The organism is Pseudomonas sp. PvP089 (genome assembly GCF_017875165.1).
Classification (GTDB): domain Bacteria; phylum Pseudomonadota; class Gammaproteobacteria; order Pseudomonadales; family Pseudomonadaceae; genus Aquipseudomonas; species Aquipseudomonas fortuita.
The window spans coordinates 3987091-4013281 of the sequence record NZ_JAGGME010000001.1 but is presented as its reverse complement, the minus strand read 5'-3'; the positions used below and the strand labels follow the sequence as shown (position 1 = coordinate 4013281).

Annotated in this window: 22 protein-coding genes and 1 pseudogene; 10 read left to right on the top strand and 13 right to left on the bottom strand. The window is 61.7% G+C overall.

What is annotated here, in order from left to right:
• Nucleotides 1-6: 6 nt before the first annotated feature.
• From tssJ to tssB, 7 genes are read right to left on the bottom strand one after another with little or no spacing between them, the layout of a single operon-like run.
• The gene (gene tssJ / locus J3A71_RS18405; protein ID WP_023048046.1) at nt 7-804 is read right to left on the bottom strand and encodes a type VI secretion system lipoprotein TssJ; all 798 of its coding nucleotides are present in this window, start codon (nt 802-804) and stop codon (nt 7-9) included.
• Nucleotides 801-1370, bottom strand: coding sequence for an FHA domain-containing protein (locus J3A71_RS18400; RefSeq protein WP_096425930.1), 570 nt, complete (start codon nt 1368-1370; stop codon nt 801-803). Before J3A71_RS18400 ends, tssJ begins: the two co-directional genes overlap by 4 nt.
• Nucleotides 1367-2383 carry a type VI secretion system baseplate subunit TssG gene (tssG, locus tag J3A71_RS18395; protein WP_096425931.1) on the bottom strand — a complete coding sequence of 339 codons (1017 nt, stop codon included), beginning with the start codon at nt 2381-2383 and terminating at the stop codon, nt 1367-1369. The genes J3A71_RS18400 and tssG overlap by 4 nt, the downstream gene beginning before the upstream one ends.
• Nucleotides 2347-4113: a type VI secretion system baseplate subunit TssF gene (tssF, locus tag J3A71_RS18390; protein WP_023048043.1), complete on the bottom strand. Its 1767-nt coding sequence runs from the start codon at nt 4111-4113 to the stop codon at nt 2347-2349. The genes tssG and tssF overlap by 37 nt, the downstream gene beginning before the upstream one ends.
• Nucleotides 4114-4116: 3 nt before the next feature.
• A complete protein-coding gene (gene tssE, locus J3A71_RS18385; RefSeq protein WP_031312002.1) occupies nt 4117-4527 on the bottom strand; it encodes a type VI secretion system baseplate subunit TssE in 411 nt (136 codons plus the stop codon).
• Entirely contained in the window at nt 4524-6014 is a 1491-nt protein-coding gene (tssC, locus tag J3A71_RS18380) for a type VI secretion system contractile sheath large subunit (protein WP_096425932.1), read from the bottom strand. Before tssC ends, tssE begins: the two co-directional genes overlap by 4 nt.
• A gap of 17 nt (nt 6015-6031) precedes the next feature.
• Nucleotides 6032-6535: a type VI secretion system contractile sheath small subunit gene (gene tssB / locus J3A71_RS18375; RefSeq protein ID WP_096425933.1), complete on the bottom strand. Its 504-nt coding sequence runs from the start codon at nt 6533-6535 to the stop codon at nt 6032-6034.
• A gap of 330 nt (nt 6536-6865) precedes the next feature.
• On the opposite strand from tssB, the gene vasI reads away from it, so the two are divergent.
• From vasI to tssM, 3 genes are read left to right on the top strand one after another with little or no spacing between them, the layout of a single operon-like run.
• Entirely contained in the window at nt 6866-7516 is a 651-nt protein-coding gene (gene vasI / locus J3A71_RS18370; RefSeq protein ID WP_172455913.1) for a type VI secretion system-associated protein VasI, read from the top strand.
• The gene (gene tssA / locus J3A71_RS18365; protein ID WP_209953090.1) at nt 7504-8967 is read left to right on the top strand and encodes a type VI secretion system protein TssA; all 1464 of its coding nucleotides are present in this window, start codon (nt 7504-7506) and stop codon (nt 8965-8967) included. Before vasI ends, tssA begins: the two co-directional genes overlap by 13 nt.
• Nucleotides 8964-12590, top strand: coding sequence for a type VI secretion system membrane subunit TssM (tssM, locus tag J3A71_RS18360; RefSeq protein WP_096425934.1), 3627 nt, complete (start codon nt 8964-8966; stop codon nt 12588-12590). Before tssA ends, tssM begins: the two co-directional genes overlap by 4 nt.
• A gap of 19 nt (nt 12591-12609) precedes the next feature.
• Here tssM and J3A71_RS18355 read toward each other — a convergent pair whose 3' ends face one another.
• Genes J3A71_RS18355 through J3A71_RS18340 form a run of 4 tightly spaced genes read right to left on the bottom strand, consistent with a single transcriptional unit; the run spans nt 12610 to nt 17187 of the window.
• Nucleotides 12610-14292, bottom strand: coding sequence for an FAD-dependent oxidoreductase (locus J3A71_RS18355; protein ID WP_096425935.1), 1683 nt, complete (start codon nt 14290-14292; stop codon nt 12610-12612).
• Nucleotides 14293-14334: 42 nt separating this feature from the next.
• On the bottom strand, nt 14335-14655 hold the full coding sequence (locus J3A71_RS18350) for an NIPSNAP family protein (RefSeq protein WP_016486126.1): 321 nt from the start codon (nt 14653-14655) through the stop codon (nt 14335-14337).
• Complete coding sequence (locus J3A71_RS18345; RefSeq protein ID WP_016486127.1) at nt 14640-16373, bottom strand: FAD-dependent oxidoreductase; 1734 nt, start codon at nt 16371-16373, stop codon at nt 14640-14642. Before J3A71_RS18345 ends, J3A71_RS18350 begins: the two co-directional genes overlap by 16 nt.
• A gap of 4 nt (nt 16374-16377) precedes the next feature.
• Nucleotides 16378-17187, bottom strand: coding sequence for a shikimate dehydrogenase (locus J3A71_RS18340; RefSeq protein ID WP_209953084.1), 810 nt, complete (start codon nt 17185-17187; stop codon nt 16378-16380).
• Nucleotides 17188-17340: 153 nt separating this feature from the next.
• On the opposite strand from J3A71_RS18340, the gene J3A71_RS18335 reads away from it, so the two are divergent.
• Nucleotides 17341-18111 (top strand): IclR family transcriptional regulator, encoded by a 771-nt coding sequence (locus J3A71_RS18335; RefSeq protein WP_016486129.1) that lies wholly within the window; start codon nt 17341-17343, stop codon nt 18109-18111.
• 162 nt (nt 18112-18273) lie between these two features.
• On the opposite strand, the gene J3A71_RS18330 is transcribed toward J3A71_RS18335, so the two are convergent.
• Nucleotides 18274-20127: an ABC transporter ATP-binding protein gene (locus J3A71_RS18330; protein ID WP_016486130.1), complete on the bottom strand. Its 1854-nt coding sequence runs from the start codon at nt 20125-20127 to the stop codon at nt 18274-18276.
• 362 nt (nt 20128-20489) lie between these two features.
• Here J3A71_RS18330 and dapA point away from each other — a divergent pair, with 362 nt between their 5' ends.
• The 6 genes from dapA (at nt 20490) to J3A71_RS18300 (ending at nt 25251) form a co-directional block, all read left to right on the top strand.
• On the top strand, nt 20490-21359 hold the full coding sequence (dapA, locus tag J3A71_RS18325; protein ID WP_016486131.1) for a 4-hydroxy-tetrahydrodipicolinate synthase: 870 nt from the start codon (nt 20490-20492) through the stop codon (nt 21357-21359).
• Nucleotides 21360-21571: 212 nt separating this feature from the next.
• Nucleotides 21572-22123, top strand: coding sequence for a YdeI/OmpD-associated family protein (locus J3A71_RS18320; protein WP_095114887.1), 552 nt, complete (start codon nt 21572-21574; stop codon nt 22121-22123).
• Nucleotides 22124-22205: 82 nt separating this feature from the next.
• Nucleotides 22206-23030, top strand: coding sequence for an AraC family transcriptional regulator (locus J3A71_RS18315; protein WP_209953083.1), 825 nt, complete (start codon nt 22206-22208; stop codon nt 23028-23030).
• A 72-nt stretch (nt 23031-23102) separates the two neighbouring features.
• A complete protein-coding gene (locus tag J3A71_RS18310) occupies nt 23103-23489 on the top strand; it encodes a cupin domain-containing protein (RefSeq protein WP_016486135.1) in 387 nt (128 codons plus the stop codon).
• A gap of 285 nt (nt 23490-23774) precedes the next feature.
• The gene (locus J3A71_RS18305; protein ID WP_016486136.1) at nt 23775-24299 is read left to right on the top strand and encodes a sigma-70 family RNA polymerase sigma factor; all 525 of its coding nucleotides are present in this window, start codon (nt 23775-23777) and stop codon (nt 24297-24299) included.
• The gene (locus J3A71_RS18300; RefSeq protein ID WP_209953082.1) at nt 24292-25251 is read left to right on the top strand and encodes a FecR domain-containing protein; all 960 of its coding nucleotides are present in this window, start codon (nt 24292-24294) and stop codon (nt 25249-25251) included. The genes J3A71_RS18305 and J3A71_RS18300 overlap by 8 nt, the downstream gene beginning before the upstream one ends.
• 91 nt (nt 25252-25342) lie before the next feature.
• Here J3A71_RS18300 and J3A71_RS18295 read toward each other — a convergent pair.
• A pseudogene (locus tag J3A71_RS18295) lies at nt 25343-26155 on the bottom strand (hypothetical protein); the annotation flags it as partial.
• Between the last annotated feature and the right edge of the window lie 36 nt (nt 26156-26191).

Genomic DNA, 26191 nt, shown 5'->3' with positions numbered 1-26191 from the left:
GCGCCATCAGTCTTCTTCCTTGAGCAGGATGTGCGTGTCGTTGACCAGCACCGACAGCATGATCTGGCGGCCGCGCGGCGGAATGCGCAGCACTTGCCGCCAGGTGGCGTTTTCATGGCCTCGGTAGTCGCCAATCACCGCGACGAAGCGCGTTTCGGCGTGGATGGGCTCGAACGGGATGTACTTGAACTGGCCAGGGCGCAGCAGGTAGTCGTCACCACGGATGTAGGTACTGCGCAGTGCCTTGGCCGGGTCCTGGTCCAGCAGCTGGTACACCGTGTTGCGCAGCAGTGAGTCGTCGCGCAGTTGCAGGATCTTGATGGCGATAGGCGTGGCCACAGGCTCTGAGGTAACGGCCGTGGTGCGCGGCAAGGTCAGCACCACGGCAGGGTCGTCGTAGCTGCCAGGTGCGCCTTCTTCCAGGGGCGAGCGTGCCGGGTCGCTTTCGTCTTCGTCGTGCATTTCGACCGGGGACATCGCAGGAAATTGCACCTGCAGGTATTCGAACAGGGTCCCGATTTTTTCGGTCAGCGCATAGGGGTCCCCGGCACTCAGGGTCACTGCGTAGGGGCTGGGTTCCAGGGCCGGCTCCTGTTCGTCCGCTACGTCAAGGCTATTCGGATTGCCGTTGAGGGTAGGGCTGGCATTGATGCTGAACGCGACCTGGGTCGCATGATCCTTGGGCGGCCCGATGGGCAACGAAGGGTCCATGACGACCTGGCTCGCTCTGCTCAAAGAGGTGCAGCCGGTGAGCCCGACCAACGCAAGCAGCAGCGGCGCGATCAGTAGTGGATGACGCGTCATGGGTGTTCTCCTGCAATCAGGCGCTGCAGTGGGCATTCTCCGAATGCCTCGGCATCAGCCGCTGCGTCCAGCGCTGCCAGAGGGTCATTGCCCACGGCTGCCTTGAAGACCGAGCAGATCTCGACCGCTGGTTGAGGGGCAGAAGGATTTTTTGGCCAAGGGGTGGCAGGCTCTTCGGCTATCAGGCGGTCGAGCACCCTTTGGTCCGGGTTGAACAGGTCCTCCAGCGAGCGTGTGCAGGCTTGATCCTGGGCGTACTGAACCTGTAGCCGGTAAGCACCAATGCGAAGCTGGTCACCTTCAACAAGACGCCTGGGTGCAAGCGTTTCCAGGCTGGTGGAGCTGTCATTAAGGTAGGTGCGGTGGCAGTGGTCGATCACGCAGAAGCTGCCTTCGAGCCAGCGTATTTCGCAGTGCAGGGGCGCAACGGTCTGAGCACGGTCATTGATCCGCCAGCTTGCCCGTTCGCTGCCGATGGTGCCGCCCTTGCAATCGAACCGGTGCCGGGCAGTAACGTCGTGCTGCAGTTGGTCGAGGTTGGTGATGCTCAAGGTCACTGAATTCATGAACGTCCCCGGAAGCGTACAATCGGGCTGATCTGGCCATGCCGATCATCGACGAAGCTGGTCCAGCCCAGGTAAGCGCCCTGGCTGCGGTGCAAGCAGAAGGGTGACAACGCGTTCTGTTTCAATCGCAGCTCCAGGTCGTAGGCCAGACCGTCACGCAGCAGAAAGTCGATCAGTGCGCGCAAACGGCCGAAGTTGATGCCGCTGGGCAACAAGTCCCGCAGCTGCGCCTGGTCGAGCTCGCTGATCACGATGGTGAACTTGCTGCTGCGGGTGCGCGTGCGGCTGCCGACCATGAACGTGCTGCCCAACTGCCCGTTGGCACGCCCCAGGGTTACAAGCTGCCTGGATGTGGTGGTGACTGAGCGCGTCTCGAACTCGCGGATTTGCACATGCTTGAGGTCGAAGCAGTGCGCAATGATGCCGGCCACAGTGCCCGGCGCACGGCTGCGGCTGGCGATCACCCCGGCGAAACTGAGCAGGCGGCTCCAGGGCAGCGCCGTGTCCCCTCGCAACTGCGCGTCGTTAAGCCCCAGCAGGGCAAACACATACTGCGAAAACCCGTCACTGGCACCCGGCTGGAAACGGATGTAGTAGCGGTACTTGCGCCATATACGGTGCAACAGGCTGAGCAGGTAGTGGTTGAAAAAGTCGAAGAAGGCCGGGCGTACACCGATGCCCTGCGCATGTTCATAGGCCACCTGTTCCAGGTAGTAGGTGGGCAGTGGCGAATCGGTGCCATGCAAGCCCAGAAACGTGGCAACGACGCGGTAGCGTTCTTGCTCAGCGGGCATCCTCTGGGCTTTGTACACGTCCGACACCGGGAAGCTCAGCCGTGGGTCGCAGGCCAGGCGCACCCGCCGCCGGGTGACTTCGTCTGGCCAACGGGGTTCGAGGTCATCGCCATGCAGCCCGTGTAGCCGCTCCAGCAACTGGAAGAAGTTGTACTGATGCGCCTCCGAGAGCAGCTTGTCGGCTAGATCAGCGGTTGCTTGCCGGTCTGTATTGGCCATGTGTAGTGCTCGTTATTGGTGGTGTTGATCACTTCCAGCTGATGGAAGGAGTTGATGCTGGCGTACAGGGCGAAGAAGTGGGCCAGCACGCAGCTGAACAGGTACAAGTCGCCTTCGCAGAGGAAGGCGGTCTGGTCCAGTTTCAGACGGGTGTGCAGGCCGCGAATGGGCTGCCCCTTGATCAGCCAATCCATGGGCTGTGTATGAATGTCGCGCATGCCGGCCAGGCGTTTACGGGTGGTGCGGGCCTGCTGGATGTCGTGCAGGGCCATGAAGTCGTAGGCGCGGATCACGGCTTTCAACGGCTCTACCGAGAGCAGGGACAGGTAGTTGAGCGACATGTTGGAGATCAATGCCCACTGCAACTGGCCGTCCAGCACCGGCCGACAGGGGCGGGTGGGCTTACAGAGATTGGTGTAGGTGGCCAGCGGGGGCGTCAGTTCGGTCAGGACGTTGATGTCATCGATGCCCAGCGCCAGCGGCAGGTCCCGATTGGTGCAGGTCAGGTCGATGGACGCGGTTTCCAGTTCGCCTATGTAGCTGTTGGCATCGGCGCGGACGAAGGCGATTCGATGCGTGACGCCATCGCCGCGCAGAGACTCTTCCAGCTGGCAGCGGTAGTACAGCGCTGTGCGCCCCTGAACCTGCTCGATTTCATGGGCGAACGACTCGAAGGGGCGGAAGGTTCGCAGCTGCTCACCGGTGTTCCCGTCAGTCGTCGTTCGGGTGCTGATGACCTGGTCGACACTGAAGATTTCGTAGCCGTGCGGCTCTGTGCCCTTGGGCTTCAGTGGAACAAGGGCCTCCTGGCCGGACAGGTCGATGGGCTCGGCGCTGTGCTGGAACAGGTTGACCGCAGGTGCGCAGAACAGGTTGAAATCTGCTCTGCCGACACGCAGCGTGTCGGGTAGCTGGCGGGTGAAGTGAAATTCGAGGCTTACCTGCTGGCTGTAGTGAGCTGGCCAGATTTTTTCCAGCCCGGTCACGCTGAAAAAATGGAAACGTTGGGGGAAGGCGAAGTATTCCTGCAGGATCCGGTAGCCATCAAAGACGTTCTGCGGGTAAGGCAGCAAGGCGTCGTCGGGGCTGAACCCCGGGAATGCGATGCTGTTTGCCGGCAGCCGGCGAACCTCGCCATTGATGGTCACGCTGACATGCTTGAGGTATTGAGAAACCCACAGGTAAAGCGTGCGCGCGCTGAGGGTATCGCCACTGAGGTAAAAGTCGAGGCTGGTACAGCCCAGGCTGTTCAACGGCCGCTCGACCAGTGTTTGAAGGCCGATGCAGACCACGGAACTGTCGAGTGTCTGGGTGGCGCCCACCGTGTCGATCTCGAACGGATGAATGTTGACCGCTGTGCAGGTGCGAAACTCGCAGGCCACACCGTCCACCCGTTTCGAGAACAGCCGCGACCCTCTTGGGATGCGCTGTGACTGGCTGAGGGATTGCCTGACCGGGCTGAACTGGATGATTGTCGCGCTGGGCAGGGGCCGCAAATAGTTCGGCCACAACAGCTGCAGCATGGGATGGGTCAGCTCTGGCAAGTCGTCTTCCAGCTTCAGCCGTAGCTTGGCGGTGAGGAACGCAAAGGCTTCCATCAGGCGTTCGACATCGGGGTCGCTGGCACCTTTGCCAAGCAACCGGGCAAGTTGTGGGTTGTCTTTGGCGAAGTCGTTGCCGAGTTCGTGCAGGTAACGCAGTTCTTCGCTGAAACTGTCTTTCAGTGACATCGGTCACCTCACTCGGGTGTAGCGGTTGTGCCCGTTGACCATCAGCTCGAGCTGCAGGTGCTCTGCGTGGTTGTTGACCTGGACCAGGCAATCCAGCCTGAAATGCAGCTCTAGCGGCGTATGAGCATCGGGCACTGCTTTGAGCGTGCGTATCTGTATGCGTGGCTCGAAGCGCTGTAGGGTGCGGCGGATATCCGCGCTCACCTGTACAAGCAGGTCGCCGTTGTTCACGTCATGCCCGTTGAAGTCGCGCAGGCCCAGCTCAGGGCTGCTCTGGGAGCACCCCAGGCGGGCATTCAGCAGCGTTTCGAGGTGGCACTTGATGGCGGCGAACTTGTGGGAAGCGCTCTCCCGTCGGGAAGGCTCCCGGCTGGTATCCTGATCCCGCATCAAACGATCAAAAAGACCACTCATTGCGTATCGAGCCGCCCGACCAGGGAGATTTCGAAATTCGCGCCCATGTACTTGAAGTGCGGGCGCACGGCGAGCGAAACCTGGTACCAGCCTGGGTCACCGGCAACATCCGAGACCTCGATTCTGGCGGCTCGCAGTGGCCGGCGGCTGCGAACGTCGGCAGATGGATTCTCCTGGTCGGCGACGTACTGTTTGATCCATTTGTTCAACTCGGACTCAAGGTCACGGCGCTCCTTCCAGCTACCGATCTGCTCGCGCTGTAACACCTTGATGTAGTGAGCCAGCCGGTTGACGATGAACAGGTAGGGCAACTGGGTACCCAGCTTGTAGTTGGTCTGAGCCTCCAGACCCTCGGGGGTTTTCGGGAAGTTCTTGGGCTTTTGCACCGAGTTGGCCGAGAAAAACGCCGCGTTGTCGCTGTCTTTGCGCATGGTCAGGGCGATGAGGCCCTCTTCGGCCAGTTCGAATTCCTTGCGGTCGGATATCAGCACCTCGGTAGGAATCTTGGCCTGCAACTGGCCGAGGGATTCGTACAGGTGAACCGGTAAGTCTTCGACGGCGCCGCCCGATTGTGGGCCGATGATGTTCGGGCACCAGCGGTAGCGGGCGAAGCTGTCATTGATGCAGCTGGCCAACAGAAACGCAGAATTGCCCCACAGGTAGTTGTCGTGCTGCCCGGCGATATCTTCGTCGTAGTTGAAGCTCTGGATCGGTTGTTCCTGCGGGTGGTAAGCGGAACGAAGCATGAAGCGAGGCCCGGCCAAGGCGACGTGGCGGGCGTCTTCGCTTTCACGAAATGCACGCCACTTGGCATGCCGTGGGCCGGCGAAGAGGTCTTTTATTTCCTTGAGGTTGGGCAGCTCCTCGAAACTGCTCAAGTTGAAGAACTCGGGGGCAGGTGCGGCAAGAAATGGAGCATGGGACATGGCGCCAACGGAGGCCATGTAACTCAGCAGCTTGATATCAGGGGAAGAGGGGCCGAAGTTGTAGTTGCCAACCATGGCCGCAACCGGCTCTCCCCCGAATTGGCCGTAACCTGCGGTGTAAACATGTTTGTAGATACCGCTGCAGGTAATGTCCGCAGCATTTTCGAAGTCGTCCAGCAGGTCCTCTTTACTGGCATGCAAGATTTCGAGCTTGATGTTTTCCCTGAAGTCCGTGCGGTCGACCAGAAGTTTCAGGCTGCGCCATGATGATTCGAGCTGCTGGAACTCAGGCTGATGCAGAATGGCATCCATCTGTTTGCCGAGTACCCGGTCGATTTCGGCAATCATCTGGTCGGCCCGGTGCTTGTTGATCAGTTGATCCGGGTCATTGCTTTTGAGGATTTGGGCAATGAACGCAGATACGCCCTGCCTGGCAACCTGGTAGCCCTCTTGAGCAGGTACCAATTTGGTTTCTGCCATGATCTGGTCCAGCAAGGAGGTACTGCCCAACGTGTCGGTCGTTGCGTCAGTGGTGATGGTGGTGTTGCTTGGCTTAGGCATGGGGACGCTCCGTTGTCTCAGTCTTTGTCGGGTGCTTCAAGCACCAGGTCCAGTTCTTGGGCGAGTTGTTTACGGGTCTGCTCGTTGTTAAGCAGGTGCTGCAGTTGCTTGCGGAAGGCGGGGACGTTGCCCAGCGGGCCTTTCAGGGCGACCAGCGCTTCACGCAGCTCCAGCAGCTTGTTCAGCTCAGGCACCTGGCGCGCGATCCGGTCCGGTCCGAAGTCGTTGATGGACCTGAACTGCAGGTGGACCGCCAGCTCGGCATCCGGGGCGGTGCTGAGCCTGGAGGGCACAGACACGTCCAGGCTCACGTCGGCGTCGTTCAACACGCTATTGAATGTGTGTTTATCAATGCGCACGACCTGGCGGTCCTCAAGCGCACGGCTGTCATCCAGGCCAAAGTCGCCCAGAACCAGCATCTTGTGGGGCAGCTCCACCTCAGCCTGCTCATTGCTCGTCGCGGGGACATACTTGATATTGACGCGTTCTTTAGGTGCGACGGATCCCGTGCTTTTAGACATCAGTACGTAACTCCCTGTTGAGTTGTAGGAGATTTAGAATCAAGTTGTGTTTAATGTTGTTGTGATCTTGTAGGAAGTTTCCTGCATATGTTTAATTGGTCGGGCTGGCTGCCCGCCTTCTATAAAAACCATGCATGGAAAAGTGTCCGGTGGTCGAGCGTGAAGATGTAAGTAAATATTTGTTTGTGTGCATTCGGAACTCTGTACTAGGCTTCCGCTGGATGTGTTCGAGTTGGCGGCATGCGCATATGTGCATTGGCATTTTTTTGTAGGAAATTTCGCGCCGTAATAATATAGGCCGTTTGTACTATTTCAGAGAGTAAGTTCAGGATGATTAACCGCTGTGCATATGGCGCTGGTCTCTCGTTGCTGTTTTGTCTGCAATCGGTGCTGGCGGGGCCCACGCGGGACTGCCCCCGGATTGTGTCCAACGTCGAGCGACTGGCCTGTTTCGATCAGGCCGCGGGCACGCCTGCGTACACACCAAAGCGACAGTGGTCAGCACCGGAGCAGCAGGCCCCCAGTGTGTTGCGCGTGATGGCAAATGAAGCTGCACGGGCACCGGATGACCTGACGTTTCGCATCGGCAGCCAGACGCAGGACAGCCCAGGCGCACCAGCGCTCGTGATTTCGGCACCCGCCATTGCATCGGGTGATGAACGTACCTACATGGCGATCAGTTGCATCCAGGCCATCTCCCGGCTACAGCTGATTGCCAGGCGCCCGATCGATGCAAGTTGGGTCAAGGTACGGCTGACCGGGGAGGGCTGGTCTACCCGTGAGACGTCCTGGCAGGTGATGGAGAACGGGCAGGTGCTCGATGCCGGGCGGGGCCTGCCAGCCATCGAGCAGATCAGGAAGCTGATCGGTGCCCAGCGTATCGAGGTTGTGAGTGAGCACGGCGAGGTCGACGGGCTGACCTTCGATGCTCAAGGCCTGGATCCGCTGATCAGCCAGGCGCGAAGCACATGCCGGTGGTAGCGCAGGTATCCGCGGCCGAAGTCGCTCGGCTGCTCGCACCGATTGATCCAGCGGTGCCTGCCGGGCTGTTCGATGTCGAGGACGAAACCTACCAGGCCATAGACCAGGAAATGGTCAAGCTGGGTGGGCTGCAGGACGCCTCGATCGACTGGGTCTACATCGAAGAAGCGTCCCGACAGTACCTGAGCCAGCAATGCAAGCATTTGCGAATTGTTGCGCACCTGAGTGCCGCATGGCTGCGTAGCGGCTGCTGGCAGCGTTGGGGATTCAGCTTGGCGCTGTTGGCCGGCATGATCGAGTGCTACTGGGAAACTGCTCATCCCAAGCCTGGGCCGAAAGGCTTTCTGGGCAAGCGCAAGTTGGTTGGCCTGGTGGTCAGCCGCTTGGTCGAGGCGCTACCGCGTCTTGACCGTTTCACCTTTAGTCCTACTCATGCAGCGGCGGCGCAGGCGGCGTTCAACCACCTGCAGCAACAGGGCACGGCACAGCTGGAGGCAGCTGTTCTCGACGAATTGGGGCGCCTGCTGCGAAAGCACATAGAGCTCGCCAACGGTGTCGGCGAGGGTGCGATACCCAAGCCACCGGCGGCGAGCGTGAAACCTGCGCCGCTGGCCGACGTCATCGCCACACCCGCGTCACACCTGTCGATGGGCAATGAGCGTGAGACACGGCGGGCTGTGCTCGCCATGGCCGAGCTCATCAACCAGCAGGACCCTTATGACGCTACTGGCTACCAGTTACGGCGTTTTGGGTTGTGGGCGCACATTCAGGCTGCTCCCCCGGCCAGGCAGGGCAACCGTACGGAATTGATGGCGGTTCCGCTGGATATCACGCGGGTCTATGAAGAGGCCATTGCTAGTACGGCATTTGACCCTGCACTGCTTCAGCGTATTGAAAAAAGCGTGACGGCTTGCCCCTACTGGATTCGTGGCAGCTTTCTGGCTGCGACCGTTGCCGCACGGCTGGCGATGGGCGAGGTGGCTGAAGCCATCCGTTGTGCGACTGCCCGGTTTGTACAGCGAATGCCGGCGCTGCAGCAGTTGTGCTTCAGTGACGGCACGGTGTTTGTCGACGACCAATGCCTGGCCTGGCTCAAAGGCATGCAAGGGCCCTCCGAGCAAAGTTCAACCTCCCACGAGTTTGGCGGCCTGCGCGAGGAGCTGGTCAGCCAGCTGGAAACCACTGGTGTAGAGCCGGTGCTCCTCAGGCTGCAAGGGCTGCAAGCGGGCTTTCGTGCTCCCCGTGAGCGCTGCCACGCCACCGTGATCGCTGCCGACCTGCTGGCCGCGCGGGGGGTGTCGTGGCTGGCCCAGAACCTGTGCGCCAGCGTTGCCCAAACGATGCAGCAAACCACCGCCAGCGCGTGGGAGCCAGAAGTGTTCCAGCGGCTTCAGCAGTACGCGACATCCCCATCGCTGGCAGTTCAAGACAAGGAACAGGAGCCTCGATGAATCAAATATGGACGCAACTCAAACGTTGGGGCTTGCCGTGGGTAACGCGCATTGGCCTGGCGCTGCCGCTGCTGCTTGGGCTTGGCGCCTTGCTGATGCTGGTCGCTATCTGGTGGCTTGGCCCGCAATGGATGTGGCGTGAGCAACAGCCGCTGGCAAGTGTGGCTCATCGCAGCGTGGCAAGCCTGGTACTCGTGCTGGTGCCGCTTTTGTGCTGGCTTGTGGTGGTGCGCCGGCGCTTACGCCGCCTGCAAGCAGAACGCCGGCAGGCACGCGCCGTCGAACTGGATGGCACGCTACCGTTCATGCAGGCGCAAGAGAAGGCGTTGAGCCAAGGGCTTGAGCGATACCTCGACAATGCCGGTGGGCGACGCGCCCTGTACCGGCTGCCCTGGTACCTGGTGTTGGGCGATGAAAAATCGGGTAAAACCAGCTTCATCGACCGCACCGATCAGCGCTTTACCCTGACGCGAATCGACCAGGCCCAGGCACGGGGTCGACAGGCTGAAGCACTGGCCTACCCGGTCGGTTGGTGGGTCAGCGACGATGCCGTGATCATTGATCCGCCCGGTATCTTCATCAGTCAAAAGCCCCCGGCTGGTTCGGCCGCCAACGACCCCTCCGAGTCTGAACCCTTCGCGACGCTCGGTACCGAGGCCCGGTTGTGGGAGCACTTGTTGAGCTGGCTTGTGCGTAATCGAAGCCAGCGGGCGCTTAATGGTGTGTTGCTGGTCGTCGACTTGCCGGCGCTGTTGAATGGCAAGCCCGACCAACGCGTCGCGCTGGCCCATGGGTTGCGCACACGCCTGTACGAAGTCAGCACCCAGCTGGGGTCGCGCCTGCCACTGTACGTGGTACTGACCAAATTCGATCTGCTGGACGGCTTCGATCAGTTCTACGGCAAGCTTCCCGCCGCCAAGCGTGAAAGCCTGTTGGGATTCACGTTCAAGCTGGATGCAGTTGAGGCGTTCGATGCCTGGCTGGATGAGTATGACGAGCACTACGGACAGCTTCTCGCCACATTGAACGAGCAGGTGATCGATCGCCTGGACGTACTGGGCAAAACAGCGCCGCGCGGGCGCCTGTTCTCACTGCAAGCCCAACTGGTCGGGTTGCGACCCATACTGCTGGCATTTCTGCGCGAAGCCTTGGCAAGTGACCGTTTCACCACGCCACCGTTGGTACGTGGTGTGTATTGGTCGTCAGTGGTGCAGCACGGCGACATGAGCAATGCATTTGTCCGTGAAGCGGCACAGCCCTACAAGACGAAACTTCCCCTGCGTGAGGGCAAGGCACAGGGCAAGGCGTTGGTCTATTTCATCCAGCAAGCATTCAGGCGGGTTATCTATCAGGAGGCCGGCCTGGCGGGCGACAACGTCCGGGTAGCGCGCAGCAAGCGCCAATTGCTGTGGATTGGTTCTGGCGTAGGCCTCCTGGCGTTCAGTATCGCCATCGCCAGCTGGCAGCGCTACTTCGATATCAATAGCTCCAAGGCTGCCAGTGTGTTCGCCAAAAGCCAGGAGTACAGCCGTCACGAAGTCGATCTGCGGCTTGATCCGACCGGGCGCAACCTGCTGGAGCCACTGGACCAGATTCGCGATGCGGTGGCGGTGTTTGGCGACTATCGCGCGGCGTGGCTGGGTGTTGCCGATTTTGGTCTGTATCAAGGGCGCAACATTGGCCCCCTGGTTGATGAGGCGTACCTGAGCTTGTTGTCCAGGCGTTTCTTGCCGGCGTTGGCCAGTGGGGTGATCGATGCCATGAACGCAGCACCTTCTGGCAGCGAGCAGCAAATGGCCGCGCTCAGGGTTTACCGGATGATCGAGGACCGCGACAGCCGCCGGCCCGAATGGGTCGAGGACTGGATGGCCCGTCATTGGCAACGGGCATTTCCTGGGCAAGGGCAACTGCAGCGTGACCTCATGCAGCATTTGAAGTACGCCTTGGCCTATGCAGACACGGATTTGCCGCAGTACCGCCAGCGTGTCAGCGAAGTGCAGCAGGCATTGCGCAAATTGCCGTTGCCACAGCGGGTCTATGCAGGGCTGAAGCAACAGGCGCAAGAGCAGTTGCACAGCGGTCTGGACCTGCGCCACCAGGTAGGGCCTGCGTTCGATGTGGTGTACCAGCCGTCTTCCGGGGCCAGGCATGGGGAGGAGGAGGTACTGCTGGCCGCCATGCTTACCGCCAAAGGCTTCAGGGAATACTTCGAGCCGCGCAGCCAGCGGTTCGCTGAAATGGCGATGGTCGATCAGTGGGCCTTGGGCGAGCGCAGCCAACTCGACTATTCGGACGTCGACCGCAATGCGTTGACCGAACGGCTGCATAACCTCTACAGCGCCGATTACATTGACAGCTGGCGACGCGCCTTGAATGCATTCACCGTCGCCGACTTCCGTGATCTGGACCATGGTGTCACGGTCCTGCAGCAGTTGACCGGCCCAGCAGCACCTTTGCAGCGGCTGCTGGATACGGTGAGGGATAACACCTCACTCGCTTCCCCGGCTGGTGTTGAAATAACGGGTGAACTGAATACGCTGCGCTCAGCAACGCGCAAACCCGAGCAACAGCAAGCCTTGGCCATCCAGCGGGCGTTTGCAGGCTTGGGCGCGATGCTGCAGGCCACAGGAGAAAAGCCGAGCTACTACGATGAAACCCTCGGCGCTGTTGCGGCCGTGCTGGACTACGCCAAGGCCGTACAGGACAGCCCGGACCGCGGCAAGGCCGCACTGCAAGCTGTGCATCAGCGCTTTGCGATGACCGGGCATGACCCGATAGGCACCCTTCAACGTATTGCCACAGGCTTGCCGGAGCCCATCAACCACCAGGTCAGAAAGCTCGCCGACCAGACCGCCCAGGTGCTGAACGTTGAAGCACTGCGCGAACTGGAGCGGCGTTGGGATGCTGAGGTTTACAGTTTCTTCCAGCAACGTCTGGCAGGCCGCTATCCCTTTATGGTGAAGGCACCCGATGCTTCACTCGATGACTTCGAGGCGTTCTTCGGGCCGAAAGGGAGGCTGCAGCAGTTTCATGATCAATACCTGGAGGTCTTCCTGAAGGAGAACCTTGAGGCCTTGCAATCCGCTCAGCACGGGCAATCCTTGATTCGCGCCGACGTGATCGAGCAACTCGAGCTGGCGGATCGCATCCGCGAAACCTTCTTTGACCAGCGCGGCAAGTTGAGTGTGCAGTTCAGCATCGAGCCGTTGGGGCTCAGCGCTAACCAGCGCACCAGTCTGCTGGACCTCGATGGTCAGCTGATTTCCTACACCCATGGGCCGAGCCAGATCACCGGGATCGTCTGGCCCAATACTTTGGGGCAGCAGGTGCGCAGCAACCTTACCTTGCTGAGGCAGAACGGTAACAGCAGCAGCCTGGAGTACCGCGGGCCGTGGTCGATGTTCCGCTTGCTCAGCCGCGGCTCACTCAATGGGCGGACGCCAACCAGCGTAGACCTGAGCTTCCGGACCGGTGATGGCGTGATGCGCTATCGACTGAATGCTGAAAAAGCCTTCAATCCCATCACCCAGCAACCGTTCAAAAGCTTCCGGTTGCCGCGAGGGTTGTTGCAACAGCCGCCCAAGGTGGCTCAGGTAGAGCAGGCGCATGGGCAGCCTTTATGAAAACCAGCCCTTGCGGTGTTCACTGTGAACGCAGGCCACTTAACGCTCTACCGGCCAGATACCCAAAGGTCATCCCCGGGCCAAGGGTAATACCACCACTCGGGTAATACCCGCCCATCACGCTGTGCATGTCATTACCCACCGCAAACAGCCCGGGTATCGGCTGCCCCGCGTGGTCCAGCACCCGGGCCGAGGCGTCGGTGCCCAGGCCGGCGAAGGTGCCAAGGCTGCCTGGCAGCAGTTTAACCGCATAAAACGGCCCCTCCAGCAAGGGCCGAAGCGACGGGTTGGGTGCCTGCTGCGGTTCACCCTGAGCCCTGTTGTAGGCCGACGTGCCGCGCTGGAAGGTCGGGTCTTCACCCTGTGCCGCAAAGTGGTTGAAACCGTCCACAGTGCGCTGCAACTGCCCGGCATCGATCCCGCAGCGCTTCGCCAGCTGTGCCAGCGTAGCGCCGCTGTGCAGGTAGCCACAGCGTTGGTAAAAGCGGGTAGGGAAGGGAAACGGTTTGGCCCAGCCGATGCCGTAGCGGCGCTGCGCCGCGTGGTCGCAGATCAGCCAGGCTTCAGGCGGCTCGCCTTGCGGCGTGGCAGCGAACAGTGTGTTCATGAAGTCATGGTAGCAATCGGCTTCGTTGACGAAGCGTCGGCTATCGCGGCGCACGGCAATGAAGCCGGGTTTGGCGCGGTCGATCAGGTGCGGGAAATGGCCGAAGGTTCCATCTTTGCGTGGTACCCGCGAAACCGGTGCCCAAGCGCCGGCTTGGGCCAGCTCGGTGCTTACCAGGCCACCGGCCTGTTCGCCCAGGCGCAGGCCGTCGCCGCTGTTTTCTTTGGGCGCGGCAGAGTAATGCCGGGTGCCATCCGGCGCATGCGCCATCAATTGAGCGATGCGCTGGCGGTCGTGCGGGAAGCCGCCACAGGCCAGCACCACACCCCGGCGTGCGTGAATCGCCTGGCCATCGGCAAACAGCGCGCCGCTGACCCGGCCTTCTCCCAACAGGCGGCTGGCCGGCTTGTCGGTCAGCAGCGTCACACCCAGGTCCAGGGCGCTGCGCAGCAGGCGTGCCACGAGTGCGTTGCCATTGACCAGTTGCTGGCCGCGTCGGTGTAGCAGCAGGTCGCGCCCGTGGCGCAGCAGGCGCTTACCTACATGCAACGCTGCCTTGAACGAGCGCGTGGCATTGAAAAAGGCGGCCATGTCGGTGCCGCCGGCAATGCCCATGCCGGCCAGGCTGACGATGTCCAGCGGTGGGCGCAGCCTGTGCAGCCAGGGCCCTAGCAGGCGGCCGTCGTAGGGCAGTGCGCACAGTGAACGGCCGCCGTGTACGCTGCCGTCACCTTCGCGCATGTCGGGCATGCGGCTGCCGGACTGAAACTGCACAGCAGTGTGCTGCTGGAAAAACGCCACCATCTCAGGGCCGTAGCGCAGGAATGCCCGCTGACGTGGGTCCAGCTCGTGGGTGTGGGTTTGCGCACGCAGGTAGCGTTCTGGGGCATCGTCGGTTTCGACGATGCCTTCGGCAATGGCCAGCGGGTTGCGCGGTACCCATAGCCAGCCCCCCGACCAGGCGCTGGTGCCGCCCAGCTGGCTGGCTTTTTCCGCAACGATCACGCGCAGGCCGTGATGCGCAGCGGTAACGGCGGCTGCCAGGCCAGAAGCACCGGAGCCGATGACGAGTACGTCACATTCGAGGGGTTGCATGCAGGGGTTCCGCTCAGGGGTTGATAGAAGGTCGCTTACGGTTTACTTCAGCGGCGAAAAGCCGGTGGGCCGCATCAGTCGCGATTGCAGGCGTACTACCGCACCCAGTTCGCGGTTGCGCCGCGAGAATTCTGCCCAGCGCGGGTCTGCTGCCATCGCGGCGCGGCGCGCGATGCGCTCATCGAGGCTGGTATAGCCCCAGATGTGCACCACCTGGTTCACGTCGCCAAACTCGCTGGTAAAAAAGCCCACCAGGTTACCCAGGTGTTCGCTTTGCACTTCCAGCGCATGGCTTTGGTACAGGGCCAGCCAGTCGGCCATTTTCAGGGGGTCGAGGGTGTAGGTTCTCAATTCGTAGTACATGCAGAGGTCTCCGTTTGGGTGGCCGGCGCCTGCAGGCGCGCGGTGATGTGGTTGGCAGCGAGCCAGCCGAAGGTGAGCGCAGGGCCCAGGGTGATGCCGGGGCCGGGGTAAGTGCCTTTCATCAGTGAGTTCATGTCATTGCCGACCGCGTACAGCCCGGCAATCGGCTGGCCGCTGCGGTTCAGTACATTGGCATCGGCGTTGGTCACCAGGCCGCAGGCCGACCCAAGGTCGCCGGTGTGAATGCGAATGGCGTAGAACGGCCCGCTTGCCAGTGGCGCCAGGCACGGGTTAGGGGTGTGTTGCGGGTCGCCCATGTAGCGGTTGTAGCTGTTGCCGCCTTTGCCGAACGCGCGGTCGATGCCATTGCGGGCATCTGCGTTGAACTGCTCGAGGGTTTGCGCAAGCACCTGTGGGTCAACGCCGATGGCCTGGGCCAGGGCCTCTGGTGTTGCGGCCTGGTACAGGTAGCCGGCGTCGATCAGCGCCTGGTTGTTTACCGGTTTAGGCCGCGCCAGGCCCAGGCCGTAGCGGTTCATGGCCTCGGCATCGCAGACCAGCCAGCAGCTGGCAATTCCGTTGGCGAACATGGTCTGCACGAAGTGGTGGTAAGAGTCCGACTCGTTGACGAAGCGCCGCCCGGTCGGGTCTACCGCGATCACGCCAGGCTTGGCGCGGTCGGTGACCAGGTGCGGGAAGCGTTCACGCTCGCCACTGGCATGGCGCAGTTCGGAAACCGGCGCCCAGAAGAAGTTGGCCGCCAGGCCCTCGCCCTGGGCTGCCGACACAGCCTGGCCAAGGCGCAGGGCAGCGCCGTCGTTGGCAGCGGGCGACATGGTCAGGTGCGGTGTTGGCTGGGCGGGCCGGTAGCCAGCGGCGAGCGCGCCCGCCGCGAACCCACCCATGGCGCACACCACACCGCCACGCGCCAGTACCCGCACACGGCGCCCCTCGTGTTGTACCACCACGCCCGTGACCACGCCCTGTTCAACGATCAGCTCCAGGGCCTCGCTGCGCAACCACAGTTGGGTGCCATGGGCGAAGGCACTGGTGGCCAGGCGTGCGATTAGGGCGTTGCCGGTAGTCAGTCGGGTGCCACGTGGGTGCTGCAGGCGGTCCCGAGCGTAACGCGCCATCAGTTTCAGGCAGTGCCACAGCGACCTGGGTGAGCGGCGTATGCTGAGAAAATGCTGGATATCCACGCGGTTGACCATCATGCCGCCGAACAGCAGCATCCCGGGCGGTGGCATCTGCAGGTCCTTGAAGCGCGGGCCGAGGTGCTTGCCGTCGTATTCGACCATTTCCAGCGCCCGACCAAACTGGGTGGCGCCGGGCGCATCGGGGTAATAATCCGGTGAGTGCGGGCGCAGGGCGTAGCGCAGCTCGGTGTGCTGTTCCAGCCAGCGCAGCGCCTGGTGGCCCTGCTCGATGAAGGCGTCTGCCAATGCAGGCTCGTAGCCATCGCCGATAACGTGCCTGAGGTAGGTGCGCATGGCCTCGGGGGAGTCTTTGGCACCGGCGGCGCGGGCCTGGTCGGTGCCATACAGCCACACCGCCCCGCCGGATATCGCCGACGTGCCGCCGAAGTGCTCGGCCTTTTCCACCACCAGCACCTTCAGCCCGCGCCGCGCTGCCGTGGCTGCAGCGGCAAAACCTCCGGCGCCGCTGCCCAGCACAATAAGGTCAAAGCGCTGCTGTGTGTTTTCGATAGTGGCCATGGCCTCAGATCTCCAGTGGCGTCACGCCCATGAAGGCGCCGAGGTGGCCCAGTTGGGCGAAGGCCATTTCCGGGCCAGTCTGGATCGCACAGCCAACCTGCCGAGCCCGGTGCAACAGCGGGGTGATCTCGGGCGAGGTGACCACGTCGGCGACCAGGGTGTCGGGCTGCAGGGTTGCCAGCAGCGCGGCAGACAATGGCAGCTCTGCGCTTGTACCCATACCGACGGGGGAGGCATTGGCCACAAGGTCGAAGTCTTCAAGCCCGCTGACCTGCGTGCTGATGCCGAGCCCGGGGAAGGCCCTGCCAAGCAGTTCGCATAGCGCGCCCAAGCGTGCAGCACTGGGGTCATGGAGGGTGATGCTGGCAATACCGGCCTCACCCAGTGCATAGCTGATGGCACTGCCGACTCCGCCGCAACCAACCACCAAGGCCCGCTTGCCCGCCGGCTCGAAGCCATGCTTGCGCGCAGCCCCCAGGAAGCCGGCGCCGTCCACGTTGTCGCCCAGCAAGCGCCCGCCAGGCTCGCGGCGAATCACATTGACCGACCCCAGGGCGGCCGCGCGCGCGCTCAGGCCGTCCAGGCAGTTGGCCAGGGCTTGTTTGTAGGGCACAGTGACCACGCAACCACGCAGGTTCTGCCAGCCGCGCAGGCTGTCTGCAAAGCTGCCCAGCGCTGCTTCGTGCAGGTCGATGGGCAGCATGGCGATGTTGCAGTTGTTGCTGGCGAACCAGGTGTTGAAGTTCTCGGGGGACTTCACCTGGGCGATGGGCGAACCGACGATTGCGACGAGTTCAGTGGAACCACGAATCATGCTGACCTCCTTATTGTTTTGTTGTGGAGGCAAGCGTGCTGCACGGGCGGGGGCGTCAACAATGCGCTGATCGGGCTTTTAGTGCGATAATCGAAATCATGAGCCGGTTATCGCAGTGAACGGCAGTTTTGCAACCCGTTATGAGCCAAAACAATGAACACGTCCGTCATCCACTCCCGGGACCTGATCGCCGGGTTGCAGAAAGGCCTGGCCCTCATGCAATTGTTCAGCGCCGAGCAGCCACGCCTCAGCGTGCCGCAGGCGGCCAGGTTGTCTGGCCTTACCCCCAGCGCCACACGGCGGTTTTTGCTGACCTTGGTGCACGAGGGATTTGCCGAAACCGACAGCCGCGAATACTGGCTGACACCCAAGGCTTTGCGTATTGGCCAGGCGTATGTGGACTCGGCGCAACTGCCGCGCATGCTGCGGCCGATCATCGAGCAGGTGGCGCGCCAGACCCAGGAACATGTGTCGGTGGGTACCCGCGATGGGGACGAAATCATCCACCTGGTGCGCAGCCGTTATAGCCATGTGGCTTCGTTGTCGATCAGGCCCGGCTCGCGGGTGCCGATGTATTGCACGGCCGGGGGGCGGATCTGGCTGGCCTGGCTGGGTGAGGGGGAACGGGAGGCGTACTTTGCACGCAACCCCCTGCGGCCGTTGACGCCTTATACGCTGACAGACCGGGCGCAGCTGGACGCGGAGTTGCAGCGGGTGAAGGGGCAGGGTTTCTGTATCGTTGATCAGGAATTTGAAATCGGCATGCGGGTGCTGGGTGTACCGTTGCTGGACCGGGCCGGTCAGTTGAAAGCGACGCTGACCATCACAACCCACGCTTCGCGGTTGAGTGTTGATGAAATCCGTTTGCGCTATCTGCCACCGCTTTATGAGGCGCAGGCGCTGTTGCGGCCGGTGCTGGATTGAGGCGTTCATACCGCAGGTAGCCCGCTGCGATCCGAGCTGCGATAGCTGGCCTGGCGCACGCGCGACCACTGTGGGAGCGGGCATGCCCGCGAACACCGGCGCAGCCGGTGCCATCCTTCGCGTCGCCTGCTCCCACACTGTCCGCGTCAGCTTCAGCTGAGCCTATTCAACCACCTCGGCCACGCCCTGGTCTTCACCCAGGAACCCACCACTCTGGTGCTGCCACAGCCGGGCATAGGTGCCATTCTTCGCCAGCAGTTCGGCGTGTGTACCTTGCTCGATGATGCGCCCTTCATCCATCACGATCAGCCGGTCCATGGCGGCAATTGTCGACAGCCGGTGGGCGATGGCGATGACGGTCTTGCCTTGCATCATTTCGTCCAGGCTTTCCTGAATGGCCACTTCCACTTCCGAGTCCAGCGCACTGGTGGCTTCGTCCAGCAGCAGGATCGGCGCGTTCTTCAGCATTACCCGGGCAATGGCGATGCGCTGGCGCTGGCCGCCGGACAGCTTGATACCGCGCTCGCCCACCAAGGTGTCGTAACCGTTGTGGCCCTGGCGGTCGCTGAGCTGGCTGATAAAACCATCCGCTTGTGCATTGGCTGCAGCGGCGCGGATTTGGGCGTCGGTTGCGTCCGGGCGCCCATAGGCGATGTTATCCCGAATCGAGCGGTGCAACAGCGAGGTGTCCTGGGTGACCATGCCGATGGCGCTGCGCAGGCTGTCTTGCGTGACCTTGGCGACGTTCTGCCCATCGATGCGGATTTCGCCACTGTCCACGTCGTAGAAGCGCAGCAGCAGGTTGATCAAGGTGGACTTGCCGGCGCCAGAGCGGCCGACCAGCCCGACCTTTTCGCCTGGGTGAATGTGCAGGCTCAAGTCGTTGAGCACCTGGCGCTCGCCGTTGTAGTTGAAACTGACCTTGTCAAAGCTCACCGCGCCGCCGCGGGTTACCAGCTCGGTGGCACCTGGCGCATCCTGTACCTTGGGACCGCGGGTGAGGGTGGCCATGCCGTCCTGCACGGTGCCGATGTTCTCGAACAGCGAGGTCATTTGCCACATGATCCAGTGCGACATGCCATTGATACGCAGGGCCATGGCGGTAATGGCCGCGACTGCCCCAGTGCCGACCTGGCCCTGGTGCCACAGCCACAGCGCGTAGCCGCCGGCACCAAAGATCAAGCCCACCACCAGTGCCTGGTTGACGATCTCGAACTGGCTGACCAGGCGCATCTGGCGAAAGCCGGTCTGCTTGAAGTCCTCCATGGCCGCGCGGGCAAAGTGCGCTTCGCGTTTGGAGTGCGAGAACAGCTTTACCGTGGTGATGTTGGTGTAGGCGTCGGAAATTCGCCCGGTCATCGACGACCGTGCGTTGGCCTGTTCTTGCCCGACCTTGCCCAGGCGGGGCACGAAATACAGCATGGCCAGCCCGAACAGCACGAGCCAGGCAATGAACGGCAGCATCAGCTTCAAGGCAAAGCCACCGGCCAGGGCGATGATTGCAATGAAGTACACACCGATGCCGGGCAGGATTTCGATGAGCGTGAACAAGACCTCGCGCACCGCCAGCGCCGTTTGCATCACCTTGGTGGTAACCCGGCCAGAGAACTCGTCGGAGAAGAACGACAGGCTCTGGCGCAGCATCAGGCGATGGAAGTCCCAGCGCAGACGCAACGGCAGATTGATTGCCAGCACCTGGTGCTGCACCAGGGTGCGCAGGGCCACCAGCCCGATGCTGGTCACCAGAACGATGCCAATCCCCCACAGTACGTGGCTTTCCTGTGTGCTTGCCGCGCCACCGGCCTGCCAGGCCGAGAGCAGGTCGACCACTTGGCCGAGAAAGGCAAACAGCCAGGCTTCGTAAATCGACACCCCGGCACTGAGCAGTGCCAGGGCAAGAATGTAGCCGCGGGCGCCCCGGGTGCAGGCCCACATGAAGCGCAGCAGGCCAACTGGCGGCGGCGGTACCTCGTCGGGGGGGAAGGGGTCTAGCCAGCGTTCAAAAATGCGAAGCATGCGTGTCTCCGGTAAATCAGCATCTGCCTGACAGGTAACCATACCGCACATCGGCATGTTCGACCTGCGCTACAGCAGGTTGACAGCTTGTCCGCCGCCCGAGCATTATCCAGCCATACCTACGCAACGGGTTTGCCAGCATGTCCATGTCCAACCACGCCATTTCCGCTTCGGGCTTCATTGCTCAGGCAGGTGCGTGCGTTGCCGTTGCCAAGAAATCCAAGAAACAGCCGCTCATCTGACCGAGGCGCGCTGTCTCGTCAGGTGGGCTGACGAGACAGAAGGCGCCAGGTATCCCTGCCAGACCACTTCGACTCTTCACCCGCTGACGCTGACTTTCGGTCAACATCAGGAGTTTATGCATGTCGAATTTTCGTGGTATCTGGATCGCCCTTGTCACACCCCTGCGCGCCAATGAAGTTGACTTCGCCGCCCTTGAAAAGCTGGTGAAGAAGCTGCTCGAAGAAGGCGTGGCCGGTTTTGTGGTGTGCGGTACCACGGGGGAGGCGGCGGCACTGTCCAAGGCCGAGCAACTGGCTGTGCTGGACGCCGTGCTGGCCTGGGTGGCGCCAGACAAGGTGGTCATGGGCCTGTCGGGTTACAACTTGCGTGAATTGCTGGCCTTCCAGGCCGAGATCCAGCGGCGCAACATTGCTGGGCTTCTGGTACCGGCGCCTTGCTACATCCGCCCTTCGCAGGCCGGTATCGAAGCCTTCTTCAACACGGTAGCCGATGCCGCCAGCGTGCCGCTTATCGTGTACGACATCCCTTACCGCACCGGCGTGCGCATCGAGCGCGAAACCTTGCGCCGGATTGTGCGCCATCCGCGCATCGCGGCAGTCAAGGACTGCAGCGGCGACAGCGAAACCACGATGGCCTTGATCCAGGACGGCCATGCCCAGGTGCTGGCCGGTGAAGACCTGCAGATATTCAACAACCTGTGCCTGGGCGGTGCAGGGGCCATTTCGGCCTCGGCCCATGTGCATACGCACCTTTACGTGCGCATGCTGCGGCAGGTCGATAGCAGTGACTGGGCGGCTGCGCGTGGCACGTTCTACCAGCTGCTGCCCTGGATCAGGATGGCCTTTGCCGAGCCCAACCCGGCTGTGGTCAAGGCGGCATTGCAGTTACAGGGCTTGATGACCGACGAGCTGCGCGAACCGATGCAGCCTTGCACTCAACCAACCAGAGACAAATTGCTGGCGGTGCTGGCGCTACCCGGAGCCCTGTAGGAGTAGCCTTTTTGCTGCGAGGAGGCCTTGAAGCCGAACAAGGCCTTCAGGCCCGGCGCGCCACGCGTGCCGACGGCGAGGTAAAAGCCCCTGCGCGCGTCGTGGACTCCCCCGCTGCGTTCAACAGTAGGGTGGGTGCGGTGCTGGCGGCCCTGCCGGGTTAAAGTGTCTTTACTGCGACTGAAGCTGGCATCGTGACTGGAGGCGTTGCAATGACAAAGACCGTTGTTAAAGCCCGCTTCGAAGCAACGCTTCTTCGTCCGGCAAACCCTGGGGATGATTCGTCATGGGCATTCGTGGTACTGCCAAAAGAGGCGAGTGCACAGCTTCCCAGGCGCGGAAGGACGACAGTTGAAGGCACATTGAATGGATACCCTTTCCAGGCAACCCTTGAACCGGATGGTCAACTGAGCCATTGGCTGCAGATCAGCTCTACGTTACTCGACGCTGCAAATGCTGCCATTGGCGACATCGTTACACTGGAGGTGAGCCCTGTGCCGAAGGAGCCCGAACCTGGCATCCCTCCCGATTTTCAGGAGGCACTGGCAGCCACGCCTGAGGCTCGTCTGGTCTGGACCAATACGACGACCCTCGCACGAGTAGACTGGATACACTGGATCACGTCAGCCAAGCAGGCCCAGACGCGCGCAAAACGAATCGCCAATGCATGCGATATGCTTGCCTCCGGCAAGAAGCACGTTTGCTGTTTCGACCCGTCTGGTTACTACAGCAAGGCCTTCCGTGCGCCTGAGGCGCAAGATTGAGAAACGCCGCCGCGGGTGGGAATCCTGAAGCACAAGGGGTCAACCACCCATCCCAGATGCCTCACTAGCAGCAAGCATACTCATGGACCGAAAAGCAAACCCGTCATCCACCCCTGACTGGGTCATACGCAGCACTACGCCTGGCAGCGTGGAGCGCATCGAAGCCTGGTTTGGTGGCCATGGCTACGACCCGCATCGTCATGACACATACTCGATAGGCCGTACCCTTGCCGGGGTACAGAGTTTTCACTACAAGGGGGCGCTGTGCCACGGCGTGCCAGGCAATACCCTTGTCCTGCACCCGGATGAAGTACATGACGGCATGGCCGGCACGGAGGTGGGCTTTCGATACCGTATGGCCTACATCGACCCGTCGTTGATCCAGAACGTGCTCGGGGGCGAACCGTTGCCTTTCATCGCCGGCGGGCTCTCCTGCGACCCGCGTTTGTACCGCGCCAGCGAGGCGTTCGTACAAGCCTTGGACCATCCTCTGGAAACACTGGAGGAGCAGGACGCCGTGTATGACCTGGCCATGGCGCTGCGTGCCGTCGGTGGTAAGCCACGTGGCCGCAAACGCCTGGACTACCGCAGCGCCGAGCGCGCCAGAGCGTTCATCATGGAGCATCTGCACGTAGGCATCACGCTGGAGATGCTCGAACAGGCCAGCGGGCGTGAGCAATGGAGCTTGTCGCGGGACTTTTGCGCCCTCTACGGCACCAGCCCTTACCGGTTTGTCACGCTACGGCGCCTGGACTGTTTTCGCAGGCTGATCCTGGACGGCTTCACCCTGGTCGATGCCGCCCTCGCCGCAGGCTTTCACGATCAGAGCCACATGACCCGGCACTTCACTCGCACCTACGGCGTACCGCCATTGCGTTGGTTGGAACGCTTGCGTGCTGTTCGCTGAGTTGCAGGATCGTACAAGAAAGCCGTGTTTCCCATTCGATAGGCTGGTCGCTCCAACTAGAGAGGATCGGCCATGTCCGGCATACATCAGCAATGCGTACCGCAGCCTGTGAACCTGACTCAAAAAGCTTCGCTTATCGAGCAACAGTGGAGTCCACGGGTGGTCGCGGAAATGAACGACTACCAATTCAAGGTGGTTCGCATCGAAGGTGAATTCATTTGGCACTCGCACCCCGAGACCGATGAAGCGTTTCTGGTACTCGAAGGCCTCTTGCGCATCGATCTCCCAGAGGGCTGCGTGCATGTGAAGCCGGGCGAGCTGTATGTGGTGCCGCGTGGGGTAGAGCACAGAACAGCGGCAGAGACGGAGACGAAACTCATGATGATCGAGCCGCGAGGTGTGTTGAATACCGGTCATGAAGGCGGGGAGCGAACGGCTGTGAATGACGTCTGGATCTAAGTTGACGTCTCTGATATTGGCTGGCTTCTTCAAGACTTGGAACAGACAACTATCCGAGGTGGAGGGGCCGTTTCGCGAGTCACTGGCGACAAGTTCAGCTTCCGTCAGTGTTGCGTAGCCCTGGAGGTTTTGGTGCAATTCTTGTCGGAGCCGGCTTTCAGGCGATGAGGCCGGTATTTGACCAGATGAGGTCGACAATCGTCATCCGCCAGCGGTTGACAAGGATATGGCGAGGCTCCTGCATAAGTGATAACTTAGATTAATTCTCATTTGCAGCCAATTGTCATGGACCGACCTCGATCACCTTCTTCCGATCCCATTGGCGAGCTGTATGCGGGGCACCACCCCTGGTTGGTGGCGTGGCTGCGGCGGCGCCTGCAATGTCCGCATCAGGCTTCGGACTTCGCCCAGGACACGTTCTACCGTGTACTCACCGCCGGGCAGTATGCTTCCCCTCGTGAGCCTCGTGCATTTCTTGCGACCATTGCGCGCCGTATCCTGATCGACAACGGCCGCCGCTTGCGCCTGGAGCAGGCATACAGGGAGGCGCTTGAGGCCAGTGTCGAGCATATGGAGCAGGCGTTCTCGCCCGAGCAAATCCTGCAGGCCATAGAGCTGCTGGAACGTATCGACCGAGCGCTGTCACGCATGAAGCACAGAGTTCGTGAAACCTTTATCCTCCGTCACCTTGAAGGCTTGTCCCAGGATGACATCGCACGCCATCACGACATTTCGGTGAGGACTGTACAGGCCGATTTAGTCGAGGCCATGCTGGCTTGCGACGCTGCCATGGAGGTGAGCGATGCCTGACCAGACTGCCGATTCGGTCCTGCGCGAGGCTGCGCGCTGGCTGGTGCTACTCGACGACGAGGCCGACGTTCAGTTACAGGCGCAATTCCAGGCATGGATCAGCGCGGCCCCTGAACATGCGGCAGCGGTCGCGCGCTTGCAAGGGCGTCTGAGTTCGTTGCAGCAACTACCCCGCCAGGCTGCCGGAAAAGCCCTCCGCCACGCACCACGCGCGCCCCAGGCCAGCAAGATGCAGGCCCTGGCCTTGACGCTGGCCCTGCTTCCCATGGCCTGGATCACCACGACTTGCTGGCAACAGGGATATCTGCTGGCAGACCTGAGCACCTCAGGGGGCGCTTGGCTTGATCGCCGACTAGACGATGACAGCGAAATCCATCTGGACGGGGACTCGGCCGTGAACGTGCATTTTGATGCAGGTGAACGTCGGGTCGAGCTGCTGCGTGGCGAAGTGTTGGTCGATGTGGCCAAGGACCCTCGCCCATTCCTGGTAGTGACTGCACATGGCAGTGTGCGGGCGCTTGGCACGCGCTTCACGGTGGCGCGGCAAGGCGACTCGACGCAAGTGACCATGATCGAGTCGACCACCGCCATCAGCAGTGCCGGCCACTCACTGAAGCTGACGGCCAACCAGCGCGTACGTCTTGGCGCACAAGGCCCAGGCAACGTCGAACAGGTACGGGCAGATGCCCTTGAACAGGCTTGGCACAAGCACAAGTTGCTGGCCGAAGATGAGCCACTGAGCGATGTGCTGACGCGCTTGTCGCGCCACTACCCAGGCCTGCTGTGGGCCGATCATGCTGCCCTCGCAGGGCTACAGGTGACGGTGATGCTGCCGCTGGATGATCCGCGCCAGGCATTGCGGCTGCTGCAACGCACCTTGCCGATCCAGGTCAGCCAGTACACCCCTTGGATAACCCGGGTAACCCTGAAGCCCGAGGTGGGGCGGAAATAGTTTCAATAATCATTTCGTGTTTTCGAATTTCGTCCGTCCTCCCATGGCCAACACCATAGGAGTATCGAAAACATGAAGTCGCCGATTCGAGCTCCACCCACAGCAGCGGCTGGGTCAGAGAGGCACTGTGGCCCTGTAGCCGCCTGGCCAGTTCGGCGACGAAGGCAGCGGTCATCGGCGGTTGCGAGCGGGCCATGTCGGCGACCACCAGTACCACGCTCTTGGCGTCGCGCTCGGCGGTTTCGCCAAGCCGGTCGGCCCAGACATTGGCCAGGTCGCGGTCAGCCCAGTTGGCCATGACCCGGGCCGCCACACGGCGCAGGTTTTCTATCAGGGCCAGGCGCAGCATGATCGGGATGGCCCAGAGCTCACCCAGGGTCAGGGTGCAGGCCTGCTGATAAGCCTCGACGAAACGACTGAAGCTTTCCGCGTCGATGCGCCCGTCACCGTGGGAAATGGTTTCCAGGGCAATGTCGTAGACACGCGGCAGGCCGGTCGAAGGGCCGTTGTCCAGTTGTGGCAACTGCAGGCTGTAGTTGGCCGGCAGGTCGTGCTTGGCAATGCGGATATGGGTTTCGACCAGGTAAAAGTTGTCGAGCAACCACTGCGCGGCCGGTAACGCTGGCCGGGAGCTGGGCAGGGCGCCTGCGAGGGCAGTGCAACTGGCAGAGAGCATGCGTTCGTTGTCGGCCAGGCGGTCCAGCAGGGCGTCGTTGGCCGGCCGCAGGCTCAAGTGGTGCTGCTGGGCCAGCCGCAGGCCGTGCTCGGCCATCTGGTCGGCGTTGTACAGCTCCGAGCGCAGCAGGCTTTCATAGGTGAAGGTATGCCGGGGTGAACGCCAGCGCCCCGCGTGGGCGTACAGGCGTCGAAGGTAGCTGCGTGCGCGTAGCCAAGGATTGTCCATGGTGTGCCGGGTTGCCGATCTGGCCTTTCAGCACTC

Bases quoted from the DNA above. Each gene is read 5' to 3' on its own strand.
- tssJ (WP_023048046.1), bottom strand. From the start codon at position 804: ATGACGCGTCATCCACTACTGATCGCGCCGCTGCTGCTTGCGTTGGTC.
- J3A71_RS18400 (WP_096425930.1), bottom strand. From the start codon at position 1,370: ATGAATTCAGTGACCTTGAGCATCACCAACCTCGACCAACTGCAGCAC.
- tssG (WP_096425931.1), bottom strand. From the start codon at position 2,383: ATGGCCAATACAGACCGGCAAGCAACCGCTGATCTAGCCGACAAGCTG.
- tssF (WP_023048043.1), bottom strand. From the start codon at position 4,113: ATGTCACTGAAAGACAGTTTCAGCGAAGAACTGCGTTACCTGCACGAA.
- tssE (WP_031312002.1), bottom strand. From the start codon at position 4,527: ATGAGTGGTCTTTTTGATCGTTTGATGCGGGATCAGGATACCAGCCGG.
- tssC (WP_096425932.1), bottom strand. From the start codon at position 6,014: ATGCCTAAGCCAAGCAACACCACCATCACCACTGACGCAACGACCGAC.
- tssB (WP_096425933.1), bottom strand. From the start codon at position 6,535: ATGTCTAAAAGCACGGGATCCGTCGCACCTAAAGAACGCGTCAATATC.
- vasI (WP_172455913.1), top strand. From the start codon at position 6,866: ATGATTAACCGCTGTGCATATGGCGCTGGTCTCTCGTTGCTGTTTTGT.
- tssA (WP_209953090.1), top strand. From the start codon at position 7,504: ATGCCGGTGGTAGCGCAGGTATCCGCGGCCGAAGTCGCTCGGCTGCTC.
- tssM (WP_096425934.1), top strand. From the start codon at position 8,964: ATGAATCAAATATGGACGCAACTCAAACGTTGGGGCTTGCCGTGGGTA.
- J3A71_RS18355 (WP_096425935.1), bottom strand. From the start codon at position 14,292: ATGCAACCCCTCGAATGTGACGTACTCGTCATCGGCTCCGGTGCTTCT.
- J3A71_RS18350 (WP_016486126.1), bottom strand. From the start codon at position 14,655: ATGTACTACGAATTGAGAACCTACACCCTCGACCCCCTGAAAATGGCC.
- J3A71_RS18345 (WP_016486127.1), bottom strand. From the start codon at position 16,373: ATGGCCACTATCGAAAACACACAGCAGCGCTTTGACCTTATTGTGCTG.
- J3A71_RS18340 (WP_209953084.1), bottom strand. From the start codon at position 17,187: ATGATTCGTGGTTCCACTGAACTCGTCGCAATCGTCGGTTCGCCCATC.
- J3A71_RS18335 (WP_016486129.1), top strand. From the start codon at position 17,341: ATGAACACGTCCGTCATCCACTCCCGGGACCTGATCGCCGGGTTGCAG.
- J3A71_RS18330 (WP_016486130.1), bottom strand. From the start codon at position 20,127: ATGCTTCGCATTTTTGAACGCTGGCTAGACCCCTTCCCCCCCGACGAG.
- dapA (WP_016486131.1), top strand. From the start codon at position 20,490: ATGTCGAATTTTCGTGGTATCTGGATCGCCCTTGTCACACCCCTGCGC.
- J3A71_RS18320 (WP_095114887.1), top strand. From the start codon at position 21,572: ATGACAAAGACCGTTGTTAAAGCCCGCTTCGAAGCAACGCTTCTTCGT.
- J3A71_RS18315 (WP_209953083.1), top strand. From the start codon at position 22,206: ATGGACCGAAAAGCAAACCCGTCATCCACCCCTGACTGGGTCATACGC.
- J3A71_RS18310 (WP_016486135.1), top strand. From the start codon at position 23,103: ATGTCCGGCATACATCAGCAATGCGTACCGCAGCCTGTGAACCTGACT.
- J3A71_RS18305 (WP_016486136.1), top strand. From the start codon at position 23,775: ATGGACCGACCTCGATCACCTTCTTCCGATCCCATTGGCGAGCTGTAT.
- J3A71_RS18300 (WP_209953082.1), top strand. From the start codon at position 24,292: ATGCCTGACCAGACTGCCGATTCGGTCCTGCGCGAGGCTGCGCGCTGG.